This window comes from Syntrophotalea carbinolica DSM 2380 (genome assembly GCF_000012885.1).
Classification (GTDB): Bacteria; Desulfobacterota; Desulfuromonadia; order Desulfuromonadales; family Syntrophotaleaceae; genus Syntrophotalea; species Syntrophotalea carbinolica.
The window spans coordinates 2,802,124-2,814,328 of record NC_007498.2; the positions used below are offsets into that span (position 1 = coordinate 2,802,124).

Here is a 12,205-nt window from a genome sequence, read left to right on the forward strand (position 1 = left end):
ACGGGTTAAACAATGCGCAAAAACGAAACGTTTCTCTAATAAACTGTGACAAAACACCTACACGCACTCATATCCCGGCCAGGCTCAAATCCACTTCGGCCCAGATGGGGCAATGGTCGGAGGGTTTCTCCATACCGCGAATCCCGTAGTCGATACCGCTCCCCGAGCATCGACGACTTAGAACCTGAGTGGCCAGAATCAGATCGATGCGCAGGCCTCTGCGGGGATCCTTTTCAAAACCGCGGCTGCGATAATCGAACCAGCTGAACAGTTCCGCGGCATCGGACCGACTTTGCCGGAAGGTATCGACCAGTCCCCAATCGAACAGCCGCCGCAGCCAGTCCCGCTCCTCGGGAAGAAAACTGCATTTCCCGGTGCGCAGCCAGCGCTTGGCGTTGTCTTGACCTATACCGATATCCTCATCCCGAAATGCCACGTTGGCGTCTCCCATAACAATCAGGTCAGCCTCGGGTGAAAACCTGCTTTCCAGGAAATCGCCAAGTTCCCGGTAAAAACGTTCCTTGCCGGGATACTTTGTCGGATGTTGCCGTGACTCGCCCTGGGGGAAATAAGCGTTGAATACCCAAAGCGGCTCCCCATGTTCGGTCTCATAGGCGGCACCGATCAGTCGTCGCTGGGCATCCTGAGCATCCCCCGGCAAGCCTTTGACCACCTGCACCGGAGCCTGCCGCGACAACAGTGCAACTCCGTAATGGCTTTTCTGTCCGTGGTATTCCACGTGGTATCCCAGTTCGCGAATCGCATCCACCGGAAAATCCGCATCGGTGACTTTGGTTTCCTGCACCCCGATGATTTCCGGCGAATGGTTGTCAATGACAGCCCGCAACTGATGCAAACGGGCACGGATGCCGTTCACATTGAACGAAACGATCTTCATCCCTTTCCCTTCTGACCGTCTGTACGACATTGGTCACATATTAAAAAAAATCTTCCCACCACGAAGCACACGAAGATATTCTTCGCGCCCTTCATCATTCTGCAAATCAAAAACCTGCTCTTCCCGGCAACTTCAGTAATCGATCAACAGGGCCAAAAAGTCCTCGCCGTACCGCTGTAATTTACGTTGGCCGACGCCGTTAACGGAGAGCAATGCCGCTTCATCCCGCGGTCTCCGAGCGGCCATTTCCGCAAGGGTGGCATCGGAAAACACCACGAAAGGCGGCACGTGTTCATGATCCGCTATCTGCTTACGCAATGTTCGCAGCGCGTCAAACAAAGCGACATCGTACGACCACTCGCTGGCACTCCGGGACGAAGGCTTTTTAACCGCCTTTACCTTGATGCGCGGTTTGGCAAGTTGCAGGGTTATTTCGCCACGCAGCAAAGGACGCGCCTTTTCCGTCAAGCGCAGCACCGAATAATTCCCCACGTCCTGATACAGATAACCGCGATGCACCAATTGACGCACAAGGCTGCCCCAGGCATCGCGACTGACATCGGCACCAATACCGTAGGTGGACAGACGATCATGTCCCAACCGGAGCATGCGCTCATTGCGGGTACCGCGCAGTACGTCGATAACATGCCCGGCGCCGAATCGCTGACCGACCCGGTACACGCACGACAATGCTTTGCGCGCGTCTTCCGTCGCATCGTAGGTTTCGGGTGGCTGCAGACAGATATCGCAATTGCCGCAATCCTCGGTGGCATGTTCACCGAAATAACCCAGCAACACCTGGCGGCGGCAGGTGAGCGCTTCGGCAAAAGAGGCCATAGCATTGAGCTTGTGCAACTCTATACGGTTCTGCTCCTCGTTATGGCCTTTTTCGATCAACCCCCGACACAGGGCAATATCCCCGTAACCGAACAACAACAGGGCCTCCGCCGCAAGTCCGTCGCGACCGGCGCGACCGGTTTCCTGATAATACCCCTCGATATTTTTGGGCAGATCGTAATGCACGACAAACCGAACATTGGATTTATCGATCCCCATGCCAAAAGCTACCGTCGCTACCACGATCTGTAGCTCGTCCCGCAAAAACTCGTCCTGCACCCGCTGTCTTTCGCCATCACCGAGACCGGCATGGTAAGCTGCGGCCGACAATCCTGCGTCGCAAAGTTTCTTCGCGACCTCTTCTACGCGCTTGCGACTCAAGGCATAGACGATCCCGGCCTCGCTGCCGTGCCCTGCAAGAAATTTCATAAGCTGCCTGGCCGGCTGATGTTTTTCCAAAACCGTATAGCGAATATTGGGCCGATCAAAACTGGTGACAAAACAATCGTCATCGTCAAGCTCCAGACGCGACAGAATATCTTGACGGGTCTGTACATCGGCAGTGGCAGTCAAGGCCACCAGGGGCACACCGGGAAAGGATCGGCGCAGCACTCCCAACTGGGTATATTCCGGCCTGAAATCGTGACCCCATTGAGAGATGCAATGCGCTTCATCAATAGCGATCAAGGCAACGTCCATGTCCCGCAGGCGCTCGAGAAATCCGGGACTCATCAACCGTTCCGGAGCGATATAAAGAAGATCGAGCTGGCCGGCATGCAACTCGGCCAGCACCTGACGAGCAGCCTTCTGGCCCAAGGAAGAATTGTAATAGGCAGCTCGGACGCCACTGGCACGCAGGGCATCGACCTGATCCTTCATCAGGGAAATCAGCGGTGAAACGACAATACCGACACCTTGCCGCAGCAACGCCGGCAATTGAAAACACAGGGACTTACCGCCACCGGTGGGCATCAGCACGAAGGCATCCTGCCCATCAAGGATGCGGGCGACGATTTCTTCCTGCAAAGGACGAAAGGATTGAAATCCGAAAACACGCTTCAATATATCGAGGGGATCTGACGGCATATGGGAACCTTTATCGGAAAATAAGTTCACAAGCTTGTTTCCCTTATGAAAATCACGCAGGCTGCATCCCGAGTTTCCCGATGCACACAAGCTGAAAAAGCCCCTCCAACCCGCCGTCCCTGCTAAAAACCGGCGACGTCATTCACCGGCACGGCGTTTTTCCGCCACCAGCAGCAGGGGGGCCTGGAGTCGATTGGTGGAACAAAAATTGAGGACCAACCACTGGCGCGCATCGAGGGAAGCAAAGAAATCCAGCACCGCCCGGCTCTCCTCAGCGCCACCGGCATGGCCCGGGTAGGCCGTCACGACAAGCCGACCGCCCACAGCCAACAGTTCGGCTGCACTGTGTAACGCCTTGAGAGTGGTTTCCCGATGCGTTATCACCCCATGGTCGCCGCCGGGCAAATACCCGAGATTGGCCATGACCGCCATGGGATGCGCATCGAGCAGCTGTGTCAGATACGAATGGCAGGCTTGAAGCAGGAAAACGCCACCCCCATGCAATTGCACGGGCTGGCCAGGATCCACACCTTGCACCGTTGCACCGGCCTCCGAAAGACGCCTGGAGGTATTCAGCAAGGCCTGAGACTGGACGTCGAAGGCAAGCACCTGCCCTTCGGCACCGACTCGGCTCCAGAGGAACAGGGTATCGTGCCCGTTGCCGGCCGTCAGATCGACAGCCAATCCGCCGGGAATTAACACCGGTTCCAGCAGCAAATGAGCCCAACAGGTCATATTTGTAAGCTGCTGCGAAGCAGACGTGCTACTGGCCAGCTTGTCACAATCTTTCCAGCGGTCGTAACTTTCAGGATGCTGCGTGTTAAAATCCATCACCACCTGTCAACCAGGCCCCTGAACAGGACCTTCCGAGATAAAAAACTTCAAAAAAAACTCAAATTCAAGCCCCCGACCGGAAAGCTGCAGATCTACTACGCGCCCATTATGTGCGCTCCCCCAGCCCCTGTCAACCAACGGTGATCATAGCCCGGACTCCCTTGGAAGGGTTGATCGGGCACCCAAAATCTGGTATAAACATTAGCACTCGCCATCAACGAGTGCTAAAACCATTCTTCACCATCAGGAGACGGACACACATGAATAACTTGCCGCTACCTGTTTCTTCGGACAACCTGTCGCTTTACATTGCCCAGATCCGAGCCTTTGAGTTGCTGACCAAGGAAGAAGAATTTCGCCTTACCCAGGACTACCATCGCAACCAGAACATTGAAGCCGCCCAGCAGCTGATCTGCGCCAACCTGCGATTCGTCGTCAAAATCGCACACGAATACAGGGGCTACGGACTGAAACTTCTGGATATCATCCAGGAGGGCAACATCGGCCTTATGAAAGCGGTTAAAAAGTTCGACCCGGATCGCGGGCTACGTTTCATAACCTACGCCGTATGGTGGATTCGCGCTTACATCCATAATTTCATCATTCGCAACTGGTCTCTGGTCAAGATCGGCACCACCCAGGCCCAGAAAAAACTTTTCTTCAAACTCAACCAGGTACGCAGCGCCATACAGCGCATGACCGGAAGCGAGGATACCAAGGCCATCGCCCGGGAACTCAACGTGCGTGACGATGAGGTAGAAGATATGGCACGCCGCATGGCCGGACGTGATACGTCTCTGGACATGAGGCTTGTCGAGGGCGAAGATTTTACCCTGCTCGATTCGCTGGCCGACGAGCGAGAGAGCCAGGAGGAGTTACTCATCAAACAGCAGGAGAAGCAGATAACGACCTCTCATATTCACGGCGCTCTGCAAGAGTTGAACGATCGGGAACGCCGCATTGTGGAGGAACGTATCCTTCAGGAAGAGCCGCGGACCTTGCAGGCACTGGCGGACGATTTCGGCATCAGCAGAGAACGGGTTCGCCAACTGGAAAAGAATGCGCTGGAGAAAATTCGAAAGACCCTCACCGCCAACGCGCCCTGCCTGCTGACCCACTGAAGCCTGAATGCCCGGGGAAGAGATTTGCCGCATGCTGTACGATTGACAAATCTCAACAAATCCCTTATCTTTAGCGGGCTTGATGCTTGCACGGGTAAGCCGCTGACCGCTCTTTCGTTTGCGCGTCGCCCCTCTGAGCGTCCCGAACACAAACTCCACCCTTCGACACACCTACATAGGCGGAACCATCACCCATGAAATTCATCATTGCTTTTTTATCCGTTGCCTGTTTGCTGACGGCCTGCTCGACGGCCACCGTCCCCGAAGCGAAAACTGCCGAGGAATATTTCAATCGGGGTGAGTTGGCTTTCGCCAACGAGGATTACCAGGATGCCATCAAGTCCTACGAAAAGGCGATGGAGATCTACGAAACCGCCGCTTTGAATCGTCGGGCGGAACTGCGCATAGCCGATGCGCACTTTGCGAACAAAGATTATGTGGAGGCGGCGGCCGGCTACGAAGACTTTTTGAAACGCCACCCGGGGACGCCACAGTCGGCACGCGTTCTTTTTCAACTGGGCGAATCCTATTTCAACCAGATTCTGGCCATCGACCGCGACCAGACTGCAACCCGCAATGCCCTGGTAACCTTCGAGAGCCTGATCAAAATCTATCCCGACGCTCCCGAAAGCCGCATCGCCCCGGAAAGAGTTCGGGCCTGCAAAAACCATCTGGCCGCCAACGAACTGTACGTCGGTCTTTTTTATTATAAATTCGAAAAGCACAAAGCGGCCATCGGGCGTCTTACCGAAATGCTGGATAAATACCCCGAGTGCCCCGACAAAGACCAGGTCTACTACTACCTGGGGCGTACATTTCTGGATAGCGGCCACCCCAATCTCGCCGTTGCCACTTTTGAAAATCTGATCGCCGATTTTCCACGCAGCCCGCTCGCTGCTGAGGCGAAAACTATTCTGCGTGAGGAATTCTGACGCAGACAAACCGTTTATAACTCTGAAGATGGGCCACAGCGTCACTCAAGCCCTCTTCAGACTCCGACACATAGTGTTTTGATTTAGATAGACAACGCAACGGACCGGCTACTTTTGCCGGTCCGTTGCAGCTTCGTGGCCCGCCTTCATGACCTTCCTTTCTTTTGAAGCATCCAACGCGAAAGGATAAGGGACCGCCAACCGCTCGTTGTCCTGGCGGATACGGGACCGAAGTATCAGACCGAGGAGTTAAACCATGAGCATTTTGCATGACCGTATCGCCTACCCGAACCTTTTAGAACGTATAAAAACCGTCGCTGAGGTCCTGCCCCTTTTTCAAAACGGCATGACCCTGGGTTGGTCGGGATTTACGCCCGTAGGTTACCCAAAAGCTATCCCTAAAGCTTTGGCAAACTACGTGGAAACCAACCGCCTGCAGGGCAAGATGCGCTTCAATTTGCTCATTGGCGCCTCCGTCGGAACCGAAACCGAGGATCGGTGGGCTTCCCTCGACATGATCGAGCGCCGCTGGCCCTATCAAAGCGGCAAAAACATCCGCAAAGGCATCAACACCGGCCGCATCCGTATGCACGACAAGCACCTGTCCATGTTTGCCCAGGACCTGGGCTACGGTTTTTACACCAAGGATCTCGGTGGGAAAATCGATCTCGGCATCATCGAGGCAAGTGCCATCACCAAGGAAGGCAATATCATCCTTGCCGGATCCGTAGGCATTGCCGCTGAAATCATCCAGTCGGCCGAGCATCTGATTATCGAACTGAACACCACCATCCCTTCCTATGAAGGGCTCCATGACATCGTGCTGCCGGAACAGCCCCCCCATCGGCAGCCTTACCTGATCAGCCGTGTTGGCGACCGCATAGGTACCACCTATGTCCCCTGCAACCCTGACAAGATCATCGCCATCGTCGAATCCAAAGAACCTGACAACGGTCGATCGCTGGGTGCCACCGATGCGGTTTCCGAACGTATTGCCGGCCACATTCTCGATTTTTTCCAAACCGAGGTTAAAGCCGGACGCCTGCCCGCCAACCTGCTGCCTCTGCAATCAGGCGTCGGCAACATCGCCAACGCGGTCGTCGGGGATCTGGTCAAAGGCCCCTTCAGCGACCTGACCGTTTATACAGAGGTTCTGCAAGACACCATGCTGGACTTTTTCGACTCCGGCAAACTCAAATATGCCTCAGCCACATCCCTGTCCTTCTCGGCCGATGGGTTTGAGCGATTCTACAACAACTGGGATGAATACACCCGCAAGATCGTGCTGCGCCCCCAGCAGTTGGCCAACAACCCGGAAATGATTCGACGTCTTGGCGTTATCGCCATGAACACCCCCGTGGAATTCGATATTTACGCCCACGCCAACTCGACACTGGTCGGCGGCACACGCATGATCAACGGTATCGGCGGCTCCGGCGACTTTCTGCGCAACGCCTTCCTGTCCATTATGCATTCGCCCTCGGTGCGCCCGAGCAAAACCGACCCCACCGGGATCACCTGCGTCGTACCGATGGTTCCGCATGTCGACCATACCGAGCATGATCTCGATGTGCTTGTCACCGAACAGGGCCTGGCCGACTTGCGCGGTCTTTGTCCCCGCGACCGCGCACAACTGATCATCGACAAATGCGCCCACCCGGAATATCGCCCCTTGCTGCAGGATTATCTGGATCGGGCCAGCCACGAATGCCTGAGCCGCGGAGTCGGCCACGAGCCGCATATGCTCGACAGGGTCTTCCGCATGCAGCAACACCTGGCTACCCACGGCACCATGAAAATCGGATCCTGGGACTGATACCGTTCGCGGCAACTGTTCTCTTTGCTACATCGTTTTTCACGGGTATCTGCCCAAAAAACAACAGCCCCCGACCTATTGGCCGGGGGCTGTTGTTTCAGAAGATGATTTCTGCCAACACTATTCGTCGTTATCGTGCTTGCCGCCACGAGGCAAAGCCACCAACTCGGCACCGGTTGCCTCGGCAATGGCTTTCATTTCGCTCATCCGCAGATGCTTGCCAAACATCTTAAGATTAACATCCGCCACCGCGACGAGAATATAGCGCGGTTGTTTGGCGCCATCGACAACCTTGCGCCGCTCACGATAAAAAATCTTGCCACTCATAACTACCTCCTGTCTAGGGTGTACCGCACTTCGTTTGCGGTAGATACATATGCCTCACCCATACCACGAGGCTGGAACAACTGCAAGTTCAACCGTCTCAAACGCGGATAATCGTACCTACTTTTTCTCCCCGAAGGGCTTTCTCGACATTGCCGCGCTTATGACCGTTGACGATGCGCAGTTCTTTGAGACTATTCGCATCTTTCAGCAGATACAGCAATTTCCGCTCCATCACCAGATCTTCCAAGTCCATGGCGAGCAACTCATCCACCGTGATGTCTTCGATCAAATCGGCGTCGGGATTAACCAACGGGTTTTCCGTATACAAGCCGTCTACGTTTTTGACCAGAATACAACTTTTGGCTCCAAGCACCTCAGCCATCAAAAATGCCCCGGTATCCGTGCGATGGGGCGGGATCAAGCCACACTCGGGCGGATGTTCAAAGAGTCCATAGGGAGGGGTTCCATGCGTAACAGGTAACAACCCAAGTTTAAGCAACATGGGAAGGTCCAGAATATCCGCACTATCAATATGCGTCCCGCCCCATTTGGAGAGCAATAAAGAAACCATTTCGGCATTCTGCTCGCTGATTTTACCGGCTAACTGTGCCAGCACTCCCGTGGGCATGCCAAGGTCGATGCCGACATCGAGAATATGTCGCACCCTGACACCGCCGCCGGTAACAACCAGCATCTTATGGTCTTTAGCCTGCTCGCCAATCTCCTCCAGCAGCGGCATAACCACTTCCCGGCCGAAATCGATGGTACCGTGACCACCTATTTTTACCACTTGCAGATCCGGTATCAGCCGCATCGGTTGAATATGATCATGCTTTTGCATCAATCCTTTGCGAACCAGGGTCTCACCCTGCAACCTGTTGTTCACTTCATGCCTTTTGGCCATACATCCTCCTCTGGGATCGTCATTCTTGTCGGCAACTTCGAACATCGACTTCACAGGCGCACTATAGCAAAGCCCTGAACCGAAGAACAATGGTTAGGTCGCTAAACCTATCACAATGAAATGTAACACATCATGAGCGTTTGAGAACTTACGATCATTTGCGGAAAAAAAAAGCCAGCGTCGCTTTAATGCGCGCTGGCCAGTGGGCCGTAAGCAACGACCGGATATCAGGAGGAGGAGAAAATGGCCACAGTCGGAATAGCGGCCGGGGAGATTTTTTTAAGACCGAGAGACTTAAACGGCAGGGCCGTACAACCTATTCGGTGGAAACATATTAGCACCAGGTGTTTTTTTTGGTCAATAACTTTTCTAAAATAATTTCAACGGCGTAAAAATGACTAAAAATAACAATTAATGGAGAAAAATAACGACAATCAGGAAGTCGTTTTCCCCAATATAGCGATTTTCAGTGCCTCACCACCCTTTGTGCCGGTACAACAACGACAAATCCGGCAAAATATCCCTCTCCGGAAAGCTCCTAAATCCGACTCCGAAAATACCGTATACACACAGCTGACCATCTCACAAAAACACAACTCAGGCCAGCAAAATATCTATCCAAAGAAAGGTCTAAGCATTACTGGAAACCCAATGACATATCGGGTTTCCAGTAGAACTTAAGCAGCTGCAGCATTGATAAACAAAACAAACCATGTTATGCTCTGTATAAATACGTTTGAAAAATTCCATGTATACACTTCGCTTGTGTAACATGGTGGCGAACCCCGCGGAACAACCTCAGCAGACAAGATTTTCAGATTCCGTACCGTTTTTTCATTTTCATCAATACCGCGAATTCCCCTTTGCCGCTGTGCAATCCACTTTTAAAGGGCTGTCCGGACCGTTTCGGAATCATCCGAAAACCTGGTACACCTGCCCCGTCGCAAGCCGGTAAAAATCATGGGAAAGGAGGGCCACATGAGCCATAAAAAGTATATTACCAATATTGATCAGATACCGGAGTTGAACAGGCTTGAAGAGCATCACCGTCAAAAGCTTAAAGCCGTGCAAAAACGTTACGCATTCCGCTCCAACGGCTATTACCAGTCTCTCATCGATTGGAACGACCCCAAGGACCCCATCCGGCGTATCGTCATCCCCAGCGCAGACGAATTACAACCCTGGGGCGAGCTCGATGCCTCCGGAGAATCCCTCTATTCCAAAGCTCCGGGGCTCGAGCATAAATACCCGGATACCGCGGTACTGCTGGTCAGCGATGTCTGTGGAGCTCTATGTCGCTTCTGTTTTCGCAAGCGTCTGTTTATGGATGACAATCAGGAAGTTGCCAGAGACGTTTCGGCGGGACTGGCTTATATACGCAAACATACGGAAATCAATAATGTTCTGGTTACAGGTGGCGACCCGCTGTTGCTATCGACACGTAAACTGACTGAAATCATTGAACAGCTGCGCGCCATCGAACACGTACGCATCATCCGCATCGGCAGCAAAATGCCCGCCTTTAACCCCTTCCGGATATTGGATGATCCGGAGTTGCTGGAGATGTTCAAAGCGCATAGTCAACCGAATCGTCGCATCTATCTGATGGCGCAGTTCAACCATCCCAGGGAACTGACATCGGAAGCCCGACGCGCCCTCGATCTGGTTCTGCAAAGCGGGGTAACCGTCATGCATCAAACCCCCATGATTCGAGGAGTCAATGATTCAGCGGAGGTCTTAACCGAACTCTTCAATGAATTGTCTTATATGGGTGTGGCCCCTTATTATGTATTCCAGTGCCGGCCGACAGAAGGCAATGCCGCTTATACCGTACCCATCGAAGAGGGATACGCCATTTTCGCAAAAGCGCACCAAAACTGCTCCGGGCTGGCGCGCCGCTGCCGCTACACCTTATCCCACGCCACCGGAAAAATCGAAGTTGCGGGATTGACCGACGACCAGGTATTCTTCCGCTACCATAGGCCCGCAGATCCGCAACAAAATCTAGGGGAACTCCTGGCCTTCCCTCGTAACCCCGAGGCTTTCTGGCTGGATGACTACACCGACCCGCAGCCCCTGGCGAGCAACCAGAAAAGCGCATTCTGTTAAAATCGCCCACTCGTTCAAAAATTTTTCAGCGCCACAGAGATCGCAAGACCCCGCACCAGGAAAAAACCTGGGCGGGGTCGTTTTTTTCCTGCAGGACGGCTGTGAAACGATCATACAGATAAGGACTGTGATTGATGCGGTGGGCTAGAAAGTCGACCAACAGGGGGTGTTCGAACCATTTGCGGGTACGCTCAAAACCGTCATAACACATTCCGCGTAAAAGCCGGAGATACCCGGGATAGCGAAGCAACTCCGACATGTCACCTTTCCGCAGGCAACGATGCACAAGTTTCGCTGCCAGCACACCGCTTTGCATGGCCTTGCCGATGCCTTCACCCGTATATGGCGAGGTGGTGCCGACCATTTCCCCCATACCGAGGCAGGCCCCGGAGGCCATGGGACCTATATGCTGCCAACCGCTGCGCAACACAGCCCCCTTAAGCGGCGTCTCCATATCCCCCTGTTCCATCAATTCGCGCGCTATCGGAAACGTATGGAGAAATGCGTGGAAAGAACGTTTAAGGTGGAGGTGAGGCTCGGTTTGACGATACATGAACCGACCACAGCCCACATTGTATAAATCTTTTTCGACAGGAAAGATCCAGGCATACCCGGGCAGAATGGTGCGCTCACAGGCAATGACCATATGCTTAATAGGCAGACGGGATCGGACATAACAACGTACGGCCGCGCCACTGGCCACAGGGTGGGCCACGAGGCCGCTTTTTTGCGCCAATGCCAACCGTCCGCCTGTAGCCAACAGGCCGCAGCGCGCTACCTGCATGGAAGGGCCTTCCCTGAAACGCACCGCAATTTCTGCGTCGCCACGTTTTTCCAGGGCTGCGGCGGTCCCCCTGACAAAAGTAACCCCGGCAGCCAAAGCCTTTCTGGCCAACAACTGATCGAGAATTTCACGTTTTACGGTAAGGTAATCGCCGGGGACATCGATACGCACATGTGCCGGACTGTAAATACGCATCTGCGTGCAACGGTGGCCTGCATGAAGCGCTGCATCGAAAAGCCCGTAACGCCGCAATATGCGCATGGCGCCTGGAGTGAGACAATCCCCGCAGACCTTACTGCGCGGAAACCAGTCCCGATCAGTCAACAGAACACGGTGCCCCATGTCGGCCAGGGTAATGGCCGCGATACTCCCGGCCGGTCCGGCACCGGCGATGATAACATCCCAGGTCTGAACCGGAAGAGTTTCAATCGACTGCTGTTTCAGGTCAACCAAAGTCGCCGAAACGGATGGCGTATCCTCTCCCATGCGCCTGCCTTTCCCTATGAAATCTACCCATTACGATCCTATCAACATATCATACAAACACCTGCTTTTAT

The 12,205-nt window shown here is 53.9% G+C and carries 10 protein-coding genes; 4 read left to right on the forward strand and 6 right to left on the reverse strand.

What is annotated here, in order from left to right:
- Positions 1–67: 67 nt before the first annotated feature.
- The 3 genes from xthA to PCAR_RS13025 all read right to left on the reverse strand — a co-directional run bounded on the left by xthA (position 68) and on the right by PCAR_RS13025 (position 3,556).
- Positions 68–898, reverse strand: a complete 831-nt coding sequence (gene xthA, locus PCAR_RS13015; RefSeq protein WP_011342141.1) for an exodeoxyribonuclease III — start codon at positions 896–898, stop codon at positions 68–70.
- A gap of 132 nt (positions 899–1,030) precedes the next feature.
- Positions 1,031–2,821, reverse strand: a complete 1,791-nt coding sequence (gene recQ, locus PCAR_RS13020) for a DNA helicase RecQ (RefSeq protein ID WP_011342142.1) — start codon at positions 2,819–2,821, stop codon at positions 1,031–1,033.
- Positions 2,822–2,959: 138 nt separating this feature from the next.
- Entirely contained in the window at positions 2,960–3,556 is a 597-nt protein-coding gene (locus PCAR_RS13025) for a tRNA (mnm(5)s(2)U34)-methyltransferase (protein WP_041531879.1), read from the reverse strand.
- A 359-nt stretch (positions 3,557–3,915) separates the two neighbouring features.
- On the opposite strand from PCAR_RS13025, the gene rpoH reads away from it, so the two are divergent.
- The 3 genes from rpoH to PCAR_RS13040 all read left to right on the forward strand — a co-directional run bounded on the left by rpoH (position 3,916) and on the right by PCAR_RS13040 (position 7,524).
- On the forward strand, positions 3,916–4,776 hold the full coding sequence (rpoH, locus tag PCAR_RS13030) for an RNA polymerase sigma factor RpoH (protein ID WP_011342144.1): 861 nt from the start codon (positions 3,916–3,918) through the stop codon (positions 4,774–4,776).
- Between the two features lie 194 nt (positions 4,777–4,970).
- Positions 4,971–5,708 (forward strand): outer membrane protein assembly factor BamD, encoded by a 738-nt coding sequence (locus PCAR_RS13035; protein WP_011342145.1) that lies wholly within the window; start codon positions 4,971–4,973, stop codon positions 5,706–5,708.
- Between the two features lie 256 nt (positions 5,709–5,964).
- The gene (locus PCAR_RS13040; protein ID WP_011342146.1) at positions 5,965–7,524 is read left to right on the forward strand and encodes an acetyl-CoA hydrolase/transferase C-terminal domain-containing protein; all 1,560 of its coding nucleotides are present in this window, start codon (positions 5,965–5,967) and stop codon (positions 7,522–7,524) included.
- Between the two features lie 120 nt (positions 7,525–7,644).
- Here PCAR_RS13040 and PCAR_RS13045 read toward each other — a convergent pair whose 3' ends face one another.
- A complete protein-coding gene (locus tag PCAR_RS13045) occupies positions 7,645–7,851 on the reverse strand; it encodes a hypothetical protein (RefSeq protein ID WP_011342147.1) in 207 nt (68 codons plus the stop codon).
- 97 nt (positions 7,852–7,948) lie between these two features.
- A complete protein-coding gene (locus PCAR_RS13050) occupies positions 7,949–8,755 on the reverse strand; it encodes a uridylate kinase (RefSeq protein WP_011342148.1) in 807 nt (268 codons plus the stop codon).
- 978 nt (positions 8,756–9,733) lie between these two features.
- Here PCAR_RS13050 and PCAR_RS13055 point away from each other — a divergent pair.
- Positions 9,734–10,864, forward strand: a complete 1,131-nt coding sequence (locus PCAR_RS13055; RefSeq protein WP_011342151.1) for a KamA family radical SAM protein — start codon at positions 9,734–9,736, stop codon at positions 10,862–10,864.
- Positions 10,865–10,889: 25 nt separating this feature from the next.
- Here the strand turns inward: PCAR_RS13055 and PCAR_RS13060 are convergent, their stop codons facing one another.
- On the reverse strand, positions 10,890–12,134 hold the full coding sequence (locus PCAR_RS13060) for an NAD(P)/FAD-dependent oxidoreductase (RefSeq protein WP_011342152.1): 1,245 nt from the start codon (positions 12,132–12,134) through the stop codon (positions 10,890–10,892).
- Positions 12,135–12,205: the final 71 nt, after the last annotated feature.

Bases quoted from the DNA above. Each gene is read 5' to 3' on its own strand.
- xthA (WP_011342141.1), bottom strand. From the start codon at position 898: ATGAAGATCGTTTCGTTCAATGTGAACGGCATCCGTGCCCGTTTGCAT.
- recQ (WP_011342142.1), bottom strand. From the start codon at position 2,821: ATGCCGTCAGATCCCCTCGATATATTGAAGCGTGTTTTCGGATTTCAA.
- PCAR_RS13025 (WP_041531879.1), bottom strand. From the start codon at position 3,556: ATGACCTGTTGGGCTCATTTGCTGCTGGAACCGGTGTTAATTCCCGGC.
- rpoH (WP_011342144.1), top strand. From the start codon at position 3,916: ATGAATAACTTGCCGCTACCTGTTTCTTCGGACAACCTGTCGCTTTAC.
- PCAR_RS13035 (WP_011342145.1), top strand. From the start codon at position 4,971: ATGAAATTCATCATTGCTTTTTTATCCGTTGCCTGTTTGCTGACGGCC.
- PCAR_RS13040 (WP_011342146.1), top strand. From the start codon at position 5,965: ATGAGCATTTTGCATGACCGTATCGCCTACCCGAACCTTTTAGAACGT.
- PCAR_RS13045 (WP_011342147.1), bottom strand. From the start codon at position 7,851: ATGAGTGGCAAGATTTTTTATCGTGAGCGGCGCAAGGTTGTCGATGGC.
- PCAR_RS13050 (WP_011342148.1), bottom strand. From the start codon at position 8,755: ATGGCCAAAAGGCATGAAGTGAACAACAGGTTGCAGGGTGAGACCCTG.
- PCAR_RS13055 (WP_011342151.1), top strand. From the start codon at position 9,734: ATGAGCCATAAAAAGTATATTACCAATATTGATCAGATACCGGAGTTG.
- PCAR_RS13060 (WP_011342152.1), bottom strand. From the start codon at position 12,134: ATGGGAGAGGATACGCCATCCGTTTCGGCGACTTTGGTTGACCTGAAA.